Here is a 20285-nt window from a genome sequence, read left to right as displayed (position 1 = left end):
TGGCAACTAAAAAATGGAAAAAAGAGGTAATTATGAAAACATTTGTAATAGTGGGAGTGATCATTGGATTCCTCTTCGTTTTTGTAAAAAAAATTCAATCAAAAGGAGATAAACAAATGGTTCAAGAATGGATTCAGGAAGGGGCAGTGGTTGTTGATGTAAGGACTAAGTCTGAATTTGCAGAAGGTCATTTCCCAGGAGCCATCAACATACCCGTTGATGTATTGCCTATGGAATTAGGCACATTCAAAAACAAACAATCTAAAATCGTTGTTTATTGTCGATCTGGTGCAAGAAGTGAAAGGGCAAAACAAATATTATCGGCGAGTGGATTTTCCTCAGTCATCAATGCAGGTGGGTTATCGGACATGCCTAACTCCCGTTAACTAGTTTAAGAACCTACACCAATCGGGCTTTTTGCTTTAAATTGGTGTAGTGAATAAAGATCTGCCAATTTGTTTTGTGATTCGTTTGATAAATCGATAAATTCAGCACCTACACTGTAATTTTTTTCATCAATTTTTTGTTTACGAACTACTTTGATTTTTGCACTAATTTCATGTTTGGAATCGGATTCACGTAATAAAACTTGTATCGGTTCGTTTACTAGAAGATCATCTTCTGTCTCAAATGCAATTCCAGTGATTGAAATATTTTTAGAAATTGAACGAATGGTTCTATTTGGTAAAACACAAAACAATTCCAAGTTTGCTTCAAATCGTAGACTGCTTCTTTTTTCATTGGAAAAAACAACGATTTGATTTTTTCCTGAGTCTTTGGCTGTATACAAAGCTCTATCAGCAAAATCATACATATCTTCACATTGTTTTACTTTTTCAGGAAAAGAAACAAGCCCACCGCTTATGGTAACAGGTTTACCGCTGATTTGAATGGTTCTGCATGCTTCTAATAATTTTTCGGAAGCGATGAGTGCTTGTGATTCATTTGATTGAGGGAATATGATTGCGAATTCCTCACCACCAATACGACATGCGGTGTCTTCCATTCTTAAGCTTGTTGCAATTTTATTAGCAACTTGTTTTAGAATCTCATCGCCCATTACATGACCATATGTATCATTGATTTTTTTAAAATCGTCAATATCAATAACGAGTAAGGAAAGATTCTGATTGTATCGTGTGGATTGTTTGAATTCGCGAACCAGTGCTGTTTCAAAATGCCTACGATTGTATAACCTTGTCAGTTCATCCACCAAGATGAGTTTTTCAGTTTCAGCAAATAAACGTAGTTCGATGATTTTTGGATTTTTAATTTTATGGTTCTGATTGATAAAATAATCAAGTAGTGCAACTCGAAATCCAACAGGACGTTTTAAACAGTTTGAGAGTTTGTCTCGGTTTTCTAAAACTTCGTCCCAAATTTCTTTCGAATCCGATTCTGGAATGTCTAGAGAGGTTAACACTTTCAAAACAGCAGAATAAATTTGAGAATGGTCTTTATTTTGAAATTGGTTTTTTTGTAATTTTTGAATGAGTAATTCTTCATTGTATGGATCTTCTTCGAGAAGGTCCATTATCGTATCTTCGATACGTTGGCCATTCCTAGGCCTAAGAGATGTATGGGATTTGATCATTTCCGATTTCACTTCTGCGAGAAATTTATTGCCAATATCCCAAAAATCTAGAAGGATTCGAAGTTGTAAAGACAGGTTTTAGTTACGAACTGAATTCATCTCATCTAAATCCCTAAACGATATTCAATTGTTTTGCCTGTGTGTGGATTTCATTGATTTCTTCGTAGAGGAGTTCAACCGAATCGGCGAGTTTTTGAGTGGTTTCGTCGATGACAGAAATCGCACGGTTGATCTCTTTACTACCTGTCATTTGTTCCTGTGCAATGATTCCAATTTGTTCAGAAAGGACGTGAAGTTCGGAGAAGGTGTTTCTGAGTTCTAGGTTTAGCACTTCTTGTTCTGTCACATGTCCTTCTAGACCTAAAATTTCACTTTCAATTCGTAACAATTCATTATTTTGATTTTCCACTTGTGATTTTACTTCTTTGGAGAATCGAGTTCCTTCGTTAATTTTTAGACCAGCGTCCTTTACGATTTTTGCAATTGTTCCTGCATTGGACTGCGAACGTTCCGCTAATTTTGCCACTTCTTGTGCAACAACTGCGAATCCTCTACCATGTTCACCTGCACGTGCTGCTTCGATTGAAGCGTTTAGCGCCAGTAAGTTGGTTTGATCTGCAATTTCTGACATCATTTGGTTGATTTCTTCGACTTTCGAAAAGGCTTGGTTGAGTTCTGAATAGATGCCGTTTAATTCTTCTGAAGAAATTTTTACTTTTTTGCTATAATCAGCAGAAATACTGACATCCTTTGCAATTTGCATTGTTTTTGTTTTCACACTCTCACTTATATTTTGGAGAGATAAAAAGTTTTGATCCACAATTTTGACACGTGTGACTTGGTCTTCCACTAAGTTTGCAGAACTAATGGCAGATGAAGAAAGTTCTTCAACGGATGCAGAAATTTCTTCGACCGATGCTGCCTGGTTTTGCGATTGGTTGTGGAGTTCGTCAGACATAGATTGTAATTTGTCTACAGATAAGGCGAGAGTGTTTGCTGATTTTTCTAATTGATGTGATTTATTTGTGATGATTGATTGTTTGTATAAACTTTCTTTTAATTTTGCCTTTAGGTCATTTTGCATTTCTCTCATCAATGAAACAACGAATCGTAAACTAAAAATTACTCCAAAATAAAAAATCACTTTCTGAATTTCAGTGGTGACAATGATATGATTTGCTCGTAACATTTCTGGGAATGGTTTAGCGATAAATACTGCACCTAACACATGACTCAAATAAATCCCACCGAGATACAATCCCACAGATAAGATTCCAATGGTCATCACCAATTTTGTATCAAATAGGAAACTGGAGTAAATAGAAATAAAAATGAAAATGATGTAGAATATTCCTGAGCTTAATGTATTACTAGCATCTGCTTTTGTATAATTATTATAAATATCTAAATAAAAAAAACAAAAGATGATCATCAAATCGATAAAAACAACAGATGCCGCCATTCGTTTCGAAATTTCTTTTTCTTTTTTGAGTAAGTACCCTGGAATAATCGCATTGACTAAATAAATTAGGGATCCTATCAAATTGGGTAAAAAACTTTTAGTCGCATAATTGGATGCAACACCTAGAAGGAAGATAATACCTAACCCATATTTAGTAAAAACGATGAGTGAAACACCTTTTCGGAATAACGTTCTTTCAAATTTTTGTATTTCATCCGTTTCTATAGCCATGTTTCATCCTCAATGTAAGAGACGAAAATTATCTTAGAATTCTGAGATTCCTTTGATTGTAAGGGTGGAAAAGAAATTCTGCCTAGAAAGAAAAAATGAGGTGGACTGAAATGCTTCGTAGTTCTCCTGAAATTTGCAGAGAGGGCTTTCGTTTTTTAACAGATCCAAAAATGAATCCAGGGATTTCCGACACAAATCTCCTGGATTATGGGAATGTATGTATTAGTAAAATTTTATATTCCTTATATTCCTTTTGAAAACAAAGTTTCTAAAACCATTGATTCGACAACTTGGCCACCACGTTCATTCAAATGGATTGCATCAGTAAGATAGTAATATCCGTTAGATTCTCCTAAATCATTCCAAGAGTATGTAGTAGAATAATACTTAAAAATTGTCCAATACATGTTCCAAGTATTTTTGGCATAAGGTGTTTTAGAAAGATTCTGATCCGATAACAATCCAGTTGTTAAGGTTTCGTGGAGAGGTTTATAGATTACTTTTTGTTTTGTAGCGACTTCTTTTGTAAGTTCTGCAAAACGTTTGGATCTTAAAAATGGAATAGAATTCGGATCTTCGCCTAAAATTGGAGGAGAAAAAAGAATGATCTTTGCTTTAGTTTCACTTTGAATCCGTCGTACAATGGTAGTTATATTCTGAACAAAACTATCTTCAGTAACTGGTTCTTTTAAATTCCATAAACTTGCATACTGATCATATTCTTCTTTTGATAATGTTGCTTTTAAGTCATTGGTTCCAATCATGATAAAAACATTATCTGGTTGTAGTTTGATTACAGAATCCAATTGCTCAAGGATTTGCACCGTCAAACGACTGTTTATCCCTTCATTAACAACTAATGCATTTGCCAGTTTTGGATTCTTTCGGATTGATTCGACATAGTCATAACTCACTCGACCATGCGTAATGCTATCACCTAAAAATACAATTTTGGGTGATTTAGAAACATCTCCTTCTAATGTTCCTTTTAAATTATTAGAAGGTACCTTGGTTGCCTGGAAAACAACACATGATTGGAAGACAATTAAAGTGAATATTGAGACAAACTGATAACGTTTCATGCAAACGATGATACCTGAAAGATCCAAAATTAAAAAGAACAAAAAAACGTATCGGTGTTATTTCTTGAGTGTTTCTAAAAATAACTCTAACCATGGTTTTAGATCAGAAAAAATAGGTTTTTTGTGTTTTAGTAAGAGACGGAAGTACAAAGTTCCATAAAGAATGTCCATACAAACTTCTATGTCTTCTTCACTTAGTGGTTTGATCTGTTTCGTTTTGATTGCATTCTCAAAAAAAACTTTTGCGGCTAATCTTCTTGGTAATAAATATTCTTTCAGGACGGACTCAGAAAGTTCCTGATCTTGTTGTCCTGCTCCAATCAAAGTTGCGATCACTTTTCCAAATTTTCCATTAAATAAATTTGATAGGGATTCCATTTGATTGATGAGAGCTTTGTTAAATGGTTCATTTGTTGGGAATTCTAAAAAAGGTGAGATTAGATGAGATACAGAACTCATTGCTAATTTTGCTTTATTCGGCCATCTTCTGTATATGGTAGTTTTTGCAATACCTGTAGTGGCGACAATTTCATCCAAAGAAAAACCATAATACCCTTTTTTTGCTAACATTTCATAGGTAACTTTTAATACGATTGGTTCCAAATCTTCCGATCTTGGCCTACCTTGGGTTTTGGATGCATTTTTTTTCTGAACCATAGATAAATCTTTATAAAAAATGGATTGACGTCAATTCTATTTCGATACTATCAGTATTGATATACGATACTGATAGTATCGAAAGTAAAGGAGTCAGTATGAAACCTGTATTGTTGTTGGCAACATTGGTGTTGGGTAGTGTAGGGGTATTCGCTAAAACAAGTCGAAATTCCAGTGATAAGGTATTGGAAACGTTTTTTAACGAATTTGGTAAAGGGAATATGGCAGGAGTTATCGGTTGTTTTCATGAAAACGCTGTCATCACTGCGGTTCGTAGTGAAAGTCGAAACGATGGTCAGTTATATGGATCTTACCAAGGATTAAAAGGTGTGGAAGATTTTCTTTCCAATATGGGAAAAGAATTTGATACAAAACAATTCCAAGTAGAACACATTGTTGGGAAAGGGAATATCGCTTATGCTAGTGGATCTTTCTTTCATATCATCAAAAACACGGGTAAACCATTCCAAAGTGATTGGGCACTCAAGGTTGAATTAAAAGATGGAAAAATTATTTCCTATCACTTTTATGAGGATAGTGCTTCCTATCTTTTGGCTTCTAAAAAATAAGAATCTATGAATGACAATGCCAACCTCATAAATGTGAAGTGAAACCATTTTCGTGGTTGGTATTCTCTTGGCTAAGATGACTCTCTTCGCCCACATCAATGAAAATCCAATCCTTCGGTTTGAAAAAAATATAAAAAAAGTTTGACGGGAATTTGAACATAGCCCAAATGTTGACAATGTAAACAATGTTGTCACCGGCAACAAGGGGCGTTGGAATGGAGTTGGTCATCAAGATATTTGGGATATTTTTCTTTTTCCCTTTTTATTCATTATTCGCAGCTGATCTGGAAGTGGAGATACTCAATCGTAAATCCAATCAGTCAGTCATTCGCTGTGCTTTGTATGAAACAGAAAATGGATTTCTTTCAGATGAAAAACATGCAAGTTTTAAAATTGTAGGAGTGGAAACTAACAATCAGAAAACAATCTGCCATTTTAATGGGATCCCTGATAAACAGTATGCAGTTTCTGTGTTAGAAGATTTAAATCGAAATGGAAAAATGGACACAACCTTCATTGGTTTGCCAAGAGAACCTTGGGGAGTTTCAAAGAATCCACCTATGCATGCATTTGGACCACCTACATTCGATGAGGCAGTAGTGAATGTAAAATCAAAACTTTTGATCCAAATCAAATTGAATCATAAGGATTGAAGATGAATACCTATCAAATATATAATCATTTAGCTTTGGTTACAGGAGCAAGTTGCGGAATCAGAAAAGACTTTGTATATGAATTAGATAAAAATGGATTCTCTCCTATTTCTACCAAGGAATCTTAGTACCTTACGTATGAAACAAATCATAGGAAAAATGGTAAATTTTAGAAAGGGAGAGAAACTTTAAATATTGTTTTTCCAGGTATGGAGTCGACAGAAACCTGTCCATCGTGTTTAAAGAGCACTCGTCTTACAATGTCTAAGCCCAATCCACTTCCTTCACCTAACTCTTTTGTGGTGAAAAATGGTTCGAATATCCTATCTATTATTTCGTCTTTGATACCACAACCTGTATCTTCAATTAATACAGTAACACATTTGTTTCCATCTTTGTTTTCCGAATCCTTTTTTATTGTGATGGTAAGAGTCCCTTTGTATGTCATTGCTTGGATGGCATTGAAGATTAAATTTGTCCAAACTTGGATGAGATCATCCGGAAAACAACGAATCCATACTGGTGAATCGGGGTAGTTGCGAATCACTTCGATACCCGTTTTGATTTGGCTGTTATAAAGGATTAATACGGTTTCAATGTTTGATATTAAGTCAGTTTCAATTTTCTCCCCTTGTTTATCAAAATGTGAAAAGTTTTTTAGTGCATACAGGATTTTTGAAACTCGTTGGATAGATTCGAGAATTGAATTTAGATTTTGTGTTGTATGAATGTAATCCATACCAAAATTAAAAAAATCTAAAAAATCTTCTTCGTGGCATAAATGTTCGATCATGTATAAACATTTTTGAACTCCTAAATCAACAATTTCTTCTGCAACAAAATCAGGATCTTTACAACTTAATGAACCGAGTTTTTCTCGGATCAACTTTTTTTGTCTTCTTGCTTCTGATCCATGTAAATGGTTTCTTTTTAAAAAAGACTCAACCATCCAATTAAAATATATTTCACGTTTTTCTTTTGGCTTTGAAGATAATAATTGAATGATATTTTCTTGGTTGATCATCTGATTTTTAATGTTTTCTAAAATCAGTTGGCTTGATGCCTTTATGGCACCCATTGGATTGTTGATTTCGTGTGCGATTCCAGCTATGAGTTGGCCAAGTGATGCCATTTTTTCATTTAAGATCAATTGCGATTGTGTGATTTTTAGTTCTTCTAATGTTTTTTCTAATTCAAGTTTTTGAGTGATAATCAGATTATTTTTTTCTTGGATTTCCCGAAGTGCTTTTTTAATTGATTCTGCTTCATTAATCAATGTTAGGTCGATAAAAGACAAAATACATTTGCCTTCTTCTATTTCTTTTTTATTCACTTGGATAGGGATTAAGGTTCCGTCCTTTTTGATACCTTCTAATGAAAAACTTTTTTCTTTTTTCCCTAATCCATCCCAAAGAGGATCTGCTATGATATCTCTGATGGAGATTTTTTGGAATGAATCATATCCAAATAACTTTTTAAATGCAAGATTTGCATCTACGATCATGTCACCTTCTGTGATAATAATCGCTTCACTGGCAAAATTATAAAAATTTCGGAATCGTTCTTCTTTACTTTCTAATTTTGATTCAAATTCGAATTTTGCAGATACATTTTCTAAAACACCTACTTGTCTTGTCGATTTTGTAAGATCATTTCCGATGAATGTTCCTCTATCCTCTATTGGGATGTAAGTATTGTCTTTTCTCCTAAGACGATAGAATGCATGGTAAGGACTTTTGGTCCCAATTGAATCAGCTAATAATTCTTTGGTGAACATTCTGTCATCAGGATGGATGAGATTTAGCCAACCATTAATATCCAAATGATTGAATTCTTCGATTTCATATCCAAGTACAGATTTGATAGCTCCATCCCATGTGATTTTATCTTCATTAATATCATAATCATAGATGATAAGTCCTGTTTGGTTAGCAACTTTATGAAATCTTGCTTCATTTTCCAAAAGAGCGATTCTCTTTTTTCTCGTTTCATCAATGTTTTCAATGCTTCCTATGATGATGGGGCCATTTGTTGCTGATAAAATGAATTTTCCTTGTACCTTCACCCAGATATTGGGATTTCCTTTGATTTCTAATTCTAAATCAAAAGGAGAATGTTCGATCCTTGCCTTGGTTAAAGCTTGGTTTAACGTTTCTTGGCTTTCAATTGCAAAAAACTCGATTAATGAATGTATGGTGGGTAAAAAATGGTTTGGATTGACGTTTAGAAGATAGTACAAGTCAGGTGTCCAAAACATTTGATTCGATTCAATTGTCCATTCCCAAACACCAGATTTTGAAATCCTCCGAATCTCTTCGCCTAATTCGTTTTGTTTTTTTAGTTGTAATTCAATCTTTTTGGTTGAAGTGATATCCTGGGCAACACCCAATACTTCCGTAGGAATTCCATCTTTATTAAAAGAAAAATTGGTTTCCCAAACTCGAAACCAATGGATGTTCCCATTGTTGTCGAAAACACGGAAGTCTAACGCATATATATCGGTGTTTTTCTCTTCTAACATTTTTTTTGAATGTGCGTCTATGAGGTGAAGATCGTCAGGGTGTAGAATATTTTGGATTAGGTATTCATAGTTGAGGATAGGTTCGACTTCAAATCCTAAAAAACTTTCTATGCTATTGTTTAGGTATAAAAATTCATCCGTTGTCAGGTTTTGGATGTAAATGATGGCGGGAAGAGTTTTTGTAACTTTGGTGAGTAGTTTTTCTTTTTCTCCTAACTTTTTTTGTAGTTCAATGAGTTGGTCTTTTTTTTGGATGACTCCTCTTGCAATCCGTTTCCCATCTTCTGAAATGTAATTGTAGAGTTTGACTTCGCAATAAACTTCTTCACCGTCGCGATTTAAGTGAACCCAATCAAATTTTACATTTCCTTCTTTGAATCCTTCTTCTATATATGATTCTGCTAATATCGGAGAAGGTTGTCCATTTGGTTGGAACTTGGGGCTAATGTCTATGACAGATAAACTTAATAAATCATTTTTAGTAAAACCCAATATGTCTGTTAACTTAGCATTACAGTCGATGAATAATTGACTCTCCAAATCAAAAACAACAACGGCATCTTCATCTTGGTCAAAAAAAGTTTTATAGGTGGTTTGGTCTTTTTCTTTGAGAAGATTTTCTAAGTATGCAATTTTTTCTTTTGCCTCCTCTAAAGTGATGTCTTCGTTTTTTTTCATTGGGAAGCCGGGAACATTAGTATTAAATGAAATAAAAAAAATTCAACTTAAAAATATGAATTTGAAATTAGGTATGATCGAGTCTGATCAGAAAAATATGTTTTTCATTTTCCGAAAAAATTACCAAAATAAACTTTTAGTCCGTTTTGAAGCAATTTTATGTGCTGCATTCACAAGACCCACATGGCTATAGGTTTGTGGAAAATTTCCCCATTGGTTTCCCGAATTCGATTCAATGTCTTCGCTAAACAAACCAACATGATTGGAATGTTCACATACAAATTCAAATAACTGAATTGCTTCTTCCAGTCGATCCATACAAGCCAATGCTTCGATGTACCAAAACGTGCAGACTAAAAAAGTAGTTTCTGGTTTTCCGAAATCATCTTTATGGAGATAACGGTAGATAAATCCTTCTTTGGTTTTTAATTGTGATTCTATTGCTTTGATATGTGATTTCGCTTTCGCCGAATGTGGATCCAAATAACCTAAAGTGATGAGTTGTAATAAACTGGCATCTAAATCCTTTTTCCCTTGTGCCTGAGTATAACATCCAAGTTCTTCATTAAAACACAATTCGATATTGAATTCAGCCTCTTTCATCAATCGTTCAGCTTTTTCCAACAAGTTTTGTTTTTCTAGTTTGAGGGCGATTTCTTTTGCTGCTTTGGCACCAATCCAGTGAAACAAAAATGTATAACAATGTTTTTGTGAGAAATTTCGAAATTCCCATAGACCTGCATCTGGTTCTTGCATTGTGATATCAATTTGATCTAAAATTTTTTGAATCAAATTTAAATTATGAAATCTATTTTTTTCAGGAATCCTTTCATCTAAATACAAAGGCAGTAGTGATAAGAGGATTTGTCCATAAGCATCATTTTGTTTATGTGTATATGCTGAATTACCAATTCGAACTGGTTTGTTTCCTAAATACCCGTGTAAATCTAAAATTTTCTCTTCTAATAAATGTTCGCCAAATATACTATACAATGGCTGGAATCGGCCATCTTCCGTTGGTGTTAGGTTGCTGATATATTGTGAATACTTTTCTAATTCTTCGAATTGGCCAAGATTAGTTAACGCTAATAAAGTGTAAAAACCGTCTCGTAACCAACAAAATCGATAATCCCAATTTCTTCCTGAATTCGGCGATTCTGGTAAACTCGTAGTTGATGCGGCAATGATGGCACCTGTTTCTTGGAACTGGTGAAGTTTTAAACAGAGAGCTGAACGAATTTGCTGTTTTTGGGCGAAGTTTGGAATGGTACAATGTTTCACCCAGTTTTGCCAATAATGTTTGGTTTTTGTGAATTCTACTTCGACAAATTCGGAAAGGGAACTTTTGATTTCTCCTGATTCTAAAAGAGATACGTAAATAGGTTGATTGAGAATAAATTCTTTTTCTTTCAATATTTGATTTAAGGAAACATTGGATTGAATATAAACCTGGAATTCATTTGTTTCGTATACAATTTGTTCAGCGACTATTTTTGGTTCTATTGTTTGATTTCCGAAATCGTATGTAGGGTTTAATAGAATTTTAATCTTAACATCACCCGTCATTGGAACTATTTTTCGATATAAATTTCGCGGGCATCGGAGGGTTCCATTTTGATAGTATCTTGGTGCAAAATCGATCACTGCAAATGATCCCGATTCCGTATGGATTTCTGTTTTTAGTATATTTGTATTTTCTAAATAAACTTGAGAGTTCCTGGTTACTTTAGTGTTTGGCAGAATTTGAAAATTCCCACATTTTTCATCCATCAAATTTCCAAAAATAGGCGAGCTATCAAAGTAAGGCCAACACATCCAAACAATTTCAGCAGAAGAATTGATATGTGCGATAAAACTACCGTTCCCAATGATACCTGTATTATATTTATGTTGCATTTGATTCTACCGCTTGTAAGTGATTGATTAAACTTCCTATCCAAGAATGGACATCTTCTGTGTTATGAAACCTGTATTTAGCTATTGTTTCTGATTTACCAATTTTGACTGTAATTGCATTTTCTGGTATTTCGCGAAACATATCTTCATCCGTTGTATCATCGCCAAAAACAAAAGTTTCTTGTTCTATGTCAGGAAGAATTTTTCTCGCAGCTTTTCCCTTTCCAGTTCCGTATTCTCTCACTTCGATGATTTTATTGCCTCTTTGTACAAAAAAGCCACTGTTGGATGAGATTTGCGAGAGTTCATCTAACATCTCTCTTGCGGCATTGAGTCCAATGTCAGGATCTGCATTTCTAAAATGCCATACCAAAGAAAATTCTTTTTCTTCGGTAAAAGATCCTGGAACACGTTTGGTAAATTCATCTAAATGTGATTTTATTTCTTTTTTCCAATCCACATTGGAATAAAATAAAGAATTCCACTCGGTTAAATCCGGAGGTTTATGCCATGCTCCATGTTCGGCGATCAGATGTAAGGGCAAATCAGTGAAAATTGATTCTAGGAATTTTCGATCCCTGCCGCTAATAATGGCGATCGAGACGTTTGAAAATTTCGATAGTTGCAATATGGATTCTATAAGTTCTTTTGAAGGTATTGCTAAATGAGGTAAGGATTGGAATGGGACCAAAGTACCATCATAATCAAATAAAATGAATATGGGACGATTCGACTTTGGTAATAAAACATCTGATTTTGGAGAAATAGATTTGGTTTGGAAATTGAGATTTCGTTTGGCAGTCTCTTCCGTCTCGTAATAAATTTTATTCGCCCAATCCATGACCGAATTTTCCTTTAAGCGAGATATCATCACTTCGTTTCTTTTTAAAATTTCTGATTCTTCTATTTCAATGGCTTCTTTAATCGCATTTGCCATACCACTTACATCATTTGGATTGACGAGAATGGCTTCTGGTAATTCTGCCGAAGCACCTGCCATTTCACTTAAAACTAACATCCCATTTTTTTGAGAGACCAAAAACTCTTTCGCAACTAAATTCATGCCATCTCGGAAGGGAGTGACAAGCATCACATGTGTATTTTTATACAAAGGGACCAATTCTTCAAACGGGAAGCCTTTGTATTGGTATAAAATTGGTGTCCAATCTAATGTTCCAAAACTTCCATTAATAGCTCCCACCTTTTCATCGATGGCTCGTTTCATGGATTGGTAAGAGGATACATCGGTACGGGAAGGAACTAAAACCAATACGAGTTTACATCGTTTGATCCAATCTGGATTTTGTTTTAAAAATAATTCAAATGCATTTAATCGTTGTAAGACACCTTTTGTGTAATCAAGACGATCTACAGAAAGGATTTGTTTTAGGTTTTTGTGATTGGTATTGATTTGATTTGCGATTGAATCGCATTCTTTCGAGTTTGCATACTTGGAGAATTGTTCTACATTGATTCCCATCGGGAAGGCAGCTGTTTTTGTTAGATGGTTTTGGAAATAAATGATGCCTCGTTCGTTTTCAATTCCTAAACACCGTAGGAGTGATCTGAGAAAGTATTGTGTATAACTTTGTGTATGGAATCCGATGAGATCGGCTCCAAGTATTCCCTTTAAGATCTTGGTTCGAAATCTTTCTGGTAACAAACGAAATATTTCAAATGTAGGGAAGGGGATATGTAAGAAAAATGACATTAGGATATTCGGAAATTCGTTTCTTAGTATCCCGGGTAATAAAAATAAATGGTAGTCGTGAACCCAAACCCAATCCCCAGGTTGGTAAATTTCGCGAATCTTTTTTGCAAACTCTTCATTTGCTTCTTCATAGGAGTTAAAGGTTGAATCAGAAAATTCACAGTGTGCTGTGAAATAATGAAATAATGGCCAAATGGTTTTATTACAAAAACCATTGTAAAAAGAATCAGCTAACTTTTGTTTCAGAAAAACAGGTATGGTTCCGTGTTCATTATGCATTTGATTTGCATAATGATTTTGTTCTTTTTCGGATATAGATTTGCCAGGCCAGCCAACCCAAAGAACTTCATTGCCTTGCGATTTCCAGTGAGAAAGAAAACTAGAAAGTCCAGTAGCCAGTCCGCCTACATTGGGAGTTCCATCCCACTGGACTGGTAACCTGTTGGATACGAGGATCAGTCTCATGCATTCTATAGGATCAGGATAAAACTTGAAGGCAAGGGTTTTTCTATAAAAAAAAATCGAAAGACAATTATCTGCAACTCGATAAATTATAGTTTATAAGATTATTAGACTATAATAGAACCAATAAGTTCATATGAAAATAGAATTGAATGTGGAATTTAACATAAGCAGTTTTATTTTTTTGCCAAAATGGTGGTCATCCTTTGGTAGATCTCATCCCATACAATTTGGAATCCTATCACTTTTAAGAGAGAAAGGCATTCTTCTGTTGAGAGTTTTGTTTTGTAATAAGAACTGATTTTCATATGCCAAGATCCATTTGATTTTTCATACAGTTGGTCGGTGACTCGAAGTTTTTCTCCTTCATCATCTAAGATACAAGTGAGAATACGGTTATCATCTGCTTTGACTGGGATAAAACGTGAATTGCCTTGTAAGGGATTGGAATAATCGCGAAAGGAGAGGAGTAAATTTCCATTCGGAGCTAAGGTTTCATAACAGAGTTTCAAAAATTCTTGGATTTGGTTTTTGGAAGAAAGATGCGTTAATGTGTCTCCACAACACAAAAGAAAACTAGGATTTTGGTTTTTCCAATGTGTAACACTCATCATATCGGCATTGATTGTTTGGATGGGAAGGTTTTTCTTTTTTCTCGTCTCTTCTAATTCTTGTAATAACTGCAAATTAAAATCGATGGCGATGACTTCATATCCTAACCGAGCCAAGGCGATCGATTGTAATCCATTCCCTGCACCCAAGTCGATGGAAATTTCCTGGTTCTGAGGTGTTAATTTTTTTTGTTTCAAGTATTCTTGGAAGGCAAGGATTTTTGGTTCGAGGTCTCCAAGCATCCATGAATAAAAATTACCTAAATGATTGTCGTAGTGTTCTTTTGGTTCCATCATATCTTATCCATATATTTATTTATGAGAGATTTGGAAATATAAATTGAAATATTAGTTTTGTTATCTGGAAATATGGAATCATCTTATCTGAGGTTATCAATGATGGAAAAAAAATACTCTTCTCAAATTTATATTTGGATGGAACGATTCTTTTTTGGTTCCCTTTTGCTGTGTTTAAATTGTTGCCATCCATTACAAGACCAATTCCAAAAGGATGTGAATCATGAATTCGCAGAACAAAATATGGAAATCAAAGTTCTTACGGAGTTGGATCTTATCACATTGCCAAAGCCAGTTCAACGATACTTACGTTATACGAAAGCATTGGGGAAACCTGTGGCAATAAATTTTCGCCTAGTGTTTGATGAACTGATGTTTAAGACTCAGCAATCAGACCCAATGGTTGCTACATCTGAACAGTATAATTTTTTTGCACGGCCTTCTAGGCATTTTTACATGCGCGCTAGCATGAAAGGAATTCCATTTCGAGTTTACCATTCGTATACAAAAGAAAAAGCAACGATGAATGTGAAAATTTTGTCCCTATTTGGTGTCGTAGATGCAAAAGGGGAAGAATTGACAAAAGCAGAAACGGTTACATTTTTGAATGATCTCTGTTTATTTGCTCCATCAGCACTTATATATAAAAATATTTCTTGGGAAGAAATTGATCTTAAGTCGACTCGAATTTGGTTTCAGAATGGAAACTTTCGGGTCTCAGCAGTTTTGTATTTCAATGAACTTGGTGAACTAACGAACTTTATCTCTGAAGACAGATATGCCTTACAAGATGATGGAAGTTTCAGGAATATAAGGTGGTCCACACCTGTAAAAGAATACAAGGAATTCAATGGTGTGAAGTTGCCAACTTACGGGGAAGCCATCTGGCATTACCCAGAAGGGGACTTTGTGTACGGAAAGTTTTTTTTAAAGGGAATCGCGACAAATCTTAAATCCTCTCCCTTCCAGTGACCAAATCCGGTTCCATGCAAACGAATGACCCGCGGCAGGGATCGAAGTGGAAATCGAAGATTGGAACGAAGAGCCCGATCCTTCCCCCAATGGACTTAAGAGGGGAAACGAGTGGGAGCCGCCCCAGATGGCAAACCCACTTGGGATTTCAATCGTCATCCCCTTTTCGATACCCTGAAATTCCTTTCCCCTTGACAATCTGCCCAAATGCCAAATTCTGACAGGAAAGCTTGATAAAGGTGCTTTTGGATGAACAAAACCCAGATGGGGAACCTACTTTTGGTACTTTTTTTGGGACTGATGGCGGGAGCTGTGGCAGGAGTGGTCCTTGACCGACTGTTTGGCACAAATACTCTCTCTCGGTTTTTGTTCGAATCACCAGTATCGTTTGAGCTTTATATAATTAAAGTCGAGTTCCAGCTAACCCCTGCAAGTATCGTTGGTCTTGTAGCGTCTGGATATCTCGCACTAAAAAAGGGGTAAGTATGTCAGTAATTTCCATGAAAAGTCTGCTAGAAGCAGGCGTACACTTCGGTCACCAAACGCGTCGTTGGAACCCAAAAATGAGTCCTTATGTTTATACGGCTCGTAACGGGATCCACATCATCGACCTCCAAAAGACAGTTCAAAAAACAAAAGAAGCTTATGATGCTTTGAAAAAGTTAACTGGCCAAGGAAAAAAAGTTCTTTTTGTAGGGACTAAAAAACAAGCTCGCGGTGCCATCGAAAGAGCAGCACAAGCGTGCAGTATGTACTATGTATCTAATCGTTGGTTAGGTGGGCTTCTTACAAACTGGAACACAGTAAAGAAGTCAATTGCTCGTTTGAAACGACTTGAGCAAATGGAAGAGAACAACTCTTTCGAACAAGAAGCTCGTACAAAAAAAGAAGCACTTTCACTCAAACGAGAATTAGAAAAACTCCGCCAAACACTCGGTGGGATTAAGGATATGGCAGTTGTGCCAGAGATCCTTTTTGTAATTGATCCTAAAAAAGAAGAAATCGCAGTTAAAGAAGCAAAAAAACTTGGTTTAAAAGTGTTTGCTGTGATTGATACAAACTGTGATCCAGAGCCAATCGATTACCCAATTCCAGGTAACGATGATGCGATCCGTGCGATTTCCTTATTCCTTGATACTATGGCAAATGCTGTTCTTGAAGGAACAGGTGGCGAAGTCATCCAAACTAATTTTGCTGAAGATATGGACGCAGAACAACTTGCTCTTGAATACCAAGGTGAGTATGATGAGTCCGGAAAATTCATTATGGACGATGAACTTCCTCCAGTCGCAAAAGACATCCCTGTGGATGCAGAAGCAGCAAAAAAAGCAGCGGAAGTTGCAGCAACAACTGAAGCAAAACCAGAAGCAGAAGGAAAAGAGTAATGGCAGTTAGCTCCGAACAAATCAAAGACCTCCGCGAACGTACGGGCGCGGGGATGATGGACTGCAAAAAAGCCCTCGAAGAAAAGGGTGGCGATATTGAAAAAGCAGTCACTTATTTAAGAGAAAAAGGTTTAGCGAAAGCGGCAAAACGTGCAGGTCGCGAAACTGGTGAAGGAAAAATCATCGCATATGTTCACGGAACAGGAAAAACAGGAGTTCTCGTCGAACTTAACTGTGAAACTGATTTCGTTGCAAACAACGAAGCGTTTGAAGCTCTTGGAAAAGAGATCGCACTTCAAATCACTGCGATGAATCCTTTGTATGTAAACGAAGAATCCATTCCAAAATCTGAAATTGAGAACGAAATGAACGTCCAAAAAGCTCTTCTAGAAAAAGAAGGGAAAAAAGCGGATCAAATCGAAAAAATCCTTCCTGGTAAAATGAAAAAGTTCTACGAAGAGATTTGTCTCATCCACCAAAAATCAATTCGTGACAACTCCAAAACCATCAATGACCTTCTCCAAGAAGCCATTGCAAAATTTGGAGAGAACATTACTGTTGGTAGGTTCTCGAGGTTCCAAGTAGGTGGGAACTAGTCCGCGTTTCAAACGCATTCTCATTAAAATCTCCGGCGAGGCTCTCGCCGGTGAGGGTGAACTTGGTATTGATACCAACAAAACATTCTCACTCGCTGGACAAATCAAAGAAGTACATGACTTAGGTCTAGAAGTGGCTGTGGTTGTTGGCGGTGGGAATATGATCCGCGGCGAAACCTTAGCAAAGTCTGGAATGGACCGTGCCACTGCCGATTATATGGGTATGCTTGGTACCATCATGAATGGTCTCGCCTTACAAGATGCATGCGAAAAACAAGGGATGTTTACCCGAGTTCTTTCCGCCATCGAAATGAAATCCGTAGCAGAACCTTATATTCGAAGACGTGCCGTTCGCCATTTAGAAAAAAATCGTGTGATTATTTTTGCTGGTGGAACTGGAAACCCTTACTTTACTACAGACACAACTGCATCGTTACGAGCTGTGGAAGTGGGTTGCGAAGTGATTCTTAAGGCAACCAAAGTGGACGGTGTGTACACTGCGGATCCAAAAAAAGATCCAAACGCACAAAGGTATTTACAAGTTTCTTTCATGGAATCCATCAAACACCGGTTAAAGGTAATGGATTCAACAGCACTCAGTCTATGTATGGATAATAATATGCCAATCATAGTGTTTGATATTTTTAAAGCTGGTAATTTAAGAAAATTAATCGATGGGGAACCAATTGGTACATTGATTTCCAATTCAGAGGAAGTGATTCTAGATGGTAGATGAAATTATAAAATCCATGCAGTCCAAAATGGACAAAACAGTTGATGCTTTGAAAAAAGACTTTGGAACCATTCGTACGGGAAAAGCAAATCCGATGATGGTGGAAGATGTTCGAGTGGACTACTATGGTACACTCACTCCACTCAACCAACTCGGAAAAATTGCCTGCCCTGAGCCACGTGTGATTCTCATCACTCCTTTTGAAAAAGGAATGCTAAAAGACATTGAAAAAGCAATTTTTGCTGCAAGTCTTGGTCTCACACCAAATAACGACGGCTCTAGTATTCGTATCAATATCCCTGAACTAACAGGGGAAAGACGTAAAGAACTTGCGAAAGTGGTGAAACAAAAAGCAGAAGAGAAAAAAGTTGCGATTCGTAACATCCGCCGTGATGCCAATGATGAATTAAAAAAACACCAATCTGAAATGTCCCAAGATGAAGTCAAAGGCCACCAAGATAAAATCCAAAAAATTACGGATTCTTATATTGCAAAATTGGGAGATTTAGAAAAGGAAAAAGAAAAAGAGATCACTACTCTTTAATTTCCTATGAAGTTGAACTCAATCCCTTCCCACATTGCTGTCATCATGGACGGAAATGGCAGGTGGGCGGAAAACCAAGGGAAAAAAAGAACCGAAGGCCACAGAGAAGGGGCAAATGCAATTGATCGCCTTTTGGATGTGGCTTTGGAATACAAAATCCCAAACATCTCCCTCTATGCTTTCTCTACAGAAAACTGGAAACGTCCCATCACAGAAATCCAAGCCATCTTTGGCCTGTTAGTTGAGTTTATAGAAACTCGCCTTGATACCATTCATGCAAAGGGAATTCGCATCCACCACAGTGGGGCAAGGAACAAACTGTCCAAAACGGTTTTATCCAAAATTGACCATGCCATGGCCGTGACTAAAAAAAATAAAAAACTCACAGCTAACTTTTGTTTGAACTATGGTGGACACGAAGAGATTTTAAGTAATTTTTCGCGTGTGATGGCAGCACGGAAGGCCAAAAAAGAACCTTTGGACAAACCCATTTCCTCCAAAGAATTTGAAAAATATTTGTATACATCACCTTTGCCACCCGTAGATTTATTGATCAGAACTGCGGGAGAACAAAGGATTTCTAACTTTTTATTATGGCAAAGTGCATACGCAGAAATGTATTTTACGAGTACACTTTGGCCGGATTTTGGAAGGACCTCACTTGAGGAAGCTCTTCAGTTTTTTGATTCTCGAAAACGTAAATTTGGTGGTTTGTTATGAGTGAAACGACACTCCGTATTCTGTCTGCAATTGTATTGTCTTTTATCTATGTGTTTATGATCTTCCATAGCTCATGGTATTTCATCGAATTTTATCTCTTTGGTGTGGTGATGATTTACCTTGGACTGAAAGAGTTGTATGCCTTTTGCAAAACCGAAGAATCAAAACCATTTTTTGGAACGGGATTACTATTTTCCCTATTGATTTTTACTGTGTATTACATCCAATTTTTGGGATTACAATTTGAAGTGACACCTCCTGGATTTGTTTTGGAACTTTCAAAACTCTTCCGAGAAGGATTTCACCCTGTTCCTTTCTTACTCGTGGCTCTTTCCATCACAGTTTGGATATTGCAGATTCTGAAGCGTCCGTTAGATGGAGCTTTGTTTTCCGTAGGTGGAACCATTCTTGGTCCCATTTACATCGCCATCCCGATTGGTCATTTTTTACTCCTCCTTGCACTTCCGTTTGGAACTTATTACATCTTTCTTGTCTCTGTAATCACCTTTATGAGTGATGCGGGTGCGTATTTTGGTGGTCGTTGGTTTGGAAAACACCCAGCAGGTTTAAAAATTTCTCCGAAAAAAACTTGGGAAGGGTATGTGACTGGAAACCTAACGGCTGTCATTGGGGCACAAGTTCTCAATGTGGCTTGGGAACATTTTAGTGGTGTGAAATTGCCAGTAGGAATTGTGGAGACCATCATCCTGTCATTTGTGATTTCCGTGATTTCTGTGATGGGAGATTTGGCTGAGTCTGCGATGAAACGTGATGCGAAAATCAAAGATTCTGGAAGTCTCATCCCAGGTCACGGAGGGGTATTGGACTTGGCAGATGCCCTTTTGTTTACAGTGCCTGCGATCTATTATTATTTTCTCTTCAAAGGTTTCCTCGGATTCTCTGTCTGATCA

The 20285-nt window shown here is 36.4% G+C and carries 19 protein-coding genes; 11 read left to right on the top strand and 8 right to left on the bottom strand.

Annotation, left to right across the window (positions count from 1 at the left end; genetic code table 11):
* Window positions 1-32: 32 nt before the first annotated feature.
* Window positions 33-386 (top strand): rhodanese-like domain-containing protein, encoded by a 354-nt coding sequence (locus tag ND812_RS15680; protein ID WP_265357193.1) that lies wholly within the window; start codon window positions 33-35, stop codon window positions 384-386.
* A gap of 5 nt (window positions 387-391) precedes the next feature.
* Here ND812_RS15680 and ND812_RS15675 read toward each other — a convergent pair whose 3' ends face one another.
* The 4 genes from ND812_RS15675 to ND812_RS15660 form a co-directional block, all read right to left on the bottom strand.
* Window positions 392-1594 (bottom strand): diguanylate cyclase, encoded by a 1203-nt coding sequence (locus tag ND812_RS15675; protein ID WP_265376310.1) that lies wholly within the window; start codon window positions 1592-1594, stop codon window positions 392-394.
* Between the two features lie 112 nt (window positions 1595-1706).
* Entirely contained in the window at window positions 1707-3287 is a 1581-nt protein-coding gene (locus ND812_RS15670) for a methyl-accepting chemotaxis protein (RefSeq protein ID WP_265376309.1), read from the bottom strand.
* 242 nt (window positions 3288-3529) lie between these two features.
* Entirely contained in the window at window positions 3530-4369 is an 840-nt protein-coding gene (locus ND812_RS15665) for an SGNH/GDSL hydrolase family protein (RefSeq protein WP_265376308.1), read from the bottom strand.
* Between the two features lie 57 nt (window positions 4370-4426).
* Window positions 4427-5026: a TetR/AcrR family transcriptional regulator gene (locus tag ND812_RS15660; protein WP_265376307.1), complete on the bottom strand. Its 600-nt coding sequence runs from the start codon at window positions 5024-5026 to the stop codon at window positions 4427-4429.
* A gap of 98 nt (window positions 5027-5124) precedes the next feature.
* On the opposite strand from ND812_RS15660, the gene ND812_RS15655 reads away from it, so the two are divergent.
* Both ND812_RS15655 and ND812_RS15650 read left to right on the top strand, forming a co-directional pair.
* A complete protein-coding gene (locus ND812_RS15655) occupies window positions 5125-5595 on the top strand; it encodes a nuclear transport factor 2 family protein (RefSeq protein ID WP_265376306.1) in 471 nt (156 codons plus the stop codon).
* Window positions 5596-5810: 215 nt separating this feature from the next.
* Entirely contained in the window at window positions 5811-6248 is a 438-nt protein-coding gene (locus ND812_RS15650) for a DUF2141 domain-containing protein (RefSeq protein WP_265376305.1), read from the top strand.
* A 169-nt stretch (window positions 6249-6417) separates the two neighbouring features.
* On the opposite strand, the gene ND812_RS18405 is transcribed toward ND812_RS15650, so the two are convergent.
* From ND812_RS18405 to ND812_RS15620, 4 genes are all read right to left on the bottom strand, one after another.
* Window positions 6418-9447, bottom strand: a complete 3030-nt coding sequence (locus tag ND812_RS18405) for a PAS domain-containing protein (protein ID WP_322113703.1) — start codon at window positions 9445-9447, stop codon at window positions 6418-6420.
* Between the two features lie 120 nt (window positions 9448-9567).
* Complete coding sequence (locus ND812_RS15630; protein ID WP_265376304.1) at window positions 9568-11343, bottom strand: glycoside hydrolase family 15 protein; 1776 nt, start codon at window positions 11341-11343, stop codon at window positions 9568-9570.
* The gene (locus tag ND812_RS15625; RefSeq protein ID WP_265376303.1) at window positions 11333-13519 is read right to left on the bottom strand and encodes a bifunctional alpha,alpha-trehalose-phosphate synthase (UDP-forming)/trehalose-phosphatase; all 2187 of its coding nucleotides are present in this window, start codon (window positions 13517-13519) and stop codon (window positions 11333-11335) included. Before ND812_RS15625 ends, ND812_RS15630 begins: the two co-directional genes overlap by 11 nt.
* Before the next feature lie 173 nt (window positions 13520-13692).
* On the bottom strand, window positions 13693-14421 hold the full coding sequence (locus ND812_RS15620) for a class I SAM-dependent methyltransferase (protein ID WP_265376302.1): 729 nt from the start codon (window positions 14419-14421) through the stop codon (window positions 13693-13695).
* 105 nt (window positions 14422-14526) lie between these two features.
* Between ND812_RS15620 and ND812_RS15615 the strand changes: the two genes are divergently transcribed.
* The 8 genes from ND812_RS15615 to ND812_RS15580 all read left to right on the top strand — a co-directional run bounded on the left by ND812_RS15615 (window position 14527) and on the right by ND812_RS15580 (window position 20282).
* Window positions 14527-15396, top strand: a complete 870-nt coding sequence (locus ND812_RS15615; protein ID WP_265376301.1) for a DUF6544 family protein — start codon at window positions 14527-14529, stop codon at window positions 15394-15396.
* A gap of 249 nt (window positions 15397-15645) precedes the next feature.
* Entirely contained in the window at window positions 15646-15879 is a 234-nt protein-coding gene (locus ND812_RS15610; protein WP_100726990.1) for a hypothetical protein, read from the top strand.
* A 2-nt stretch (window positions 15880-15881) separates the two neighbouring features.
* Window positions 15882-16781, top strand: a complete 900-nt coding sequence (gene rpsB / locus ND812_RS15605) for a 30S ribosomal protein S2 (RefSeq protein WP_265376300.1) — start codon at window positions 15882-15884, stop codon at window positions 16779-16781.
* Window positions 16781-17377: a translation elongation factor Ts gene (tsf, locus tag ND812_RS15600; RefSeq protein ID WP_100717690.1), complete on the top strand. Its 597-nt coding sequence runs from the start codon at window positions 16781-16783 to the stop codon at window positions 17375-17377. Before rpsB ends, tsf begins: the two co-directional genes overlap by 1 nt.
* Entirely contained in the window at window positions 17367-18113 is a 747-nt protein-coding gene (gene pyrH / locus ND812_RS15595; RefSeq protein ID WP_265357207.1) for a UMP kinase, read from the top strand. Before tsf ends, pyrH begins: the two co-directional genes overlap by 11 nt.
* Window positions 18103-18654: a ribosome recycling factor gene (gene frr, locus ND812_RS15590; protein WP_012389553.1), complete on the top strand. Its 552-nt coding sequence runs from the start codon at window positions 18103-18105 to the stop codon at window positions 18652-18654. The genes pyrH and frr overlap by 11 nt, the downstream gene beginning before the upstream one ends.
* A 6-nt stretch (window positions 18655-18660) precedes the next feature.
* A complete protein-coding gene (locus ND812_RS15585) occupies window positions 18661-19374 on the top strand; it encodes an isoprenyl transferase (protein ID WP_265376299.1) in 714 nt (237 codons plus the stop codon).
* Window positions 19371-20282: a phosphatidate cytidylyltransferase gene (locus ND812_RS15580; RefSeq protein WP_265376298.1), complete on the top strand. Its 912-nt coding sequence runs from the start codon at window positions 19371-19373 to the stop codon at window positions 20280-20282. The genes ND812_RS15585 and ND812_RS15580 overlap by 4 nt, the downstream gene beginning before the upstream one ends.
* Window positions 20283-20285 lie beyond the last annotated feature (3 nt).

It is taken from the genome of Leptospira limi (assembly GCF_026151395.1).
GTDB classification, from domain to species: Bacteria; Spirochaetota; Leptospiria; order Leptospirales; family Leptospiraceae; genus Leptospira_A; species Leptospira_A limi.
The sequence above is the reverse complement of the archived record's forward strand: the minus strand, read 5'-3'. Positions and strand labels throughout refer to the sequence as shown.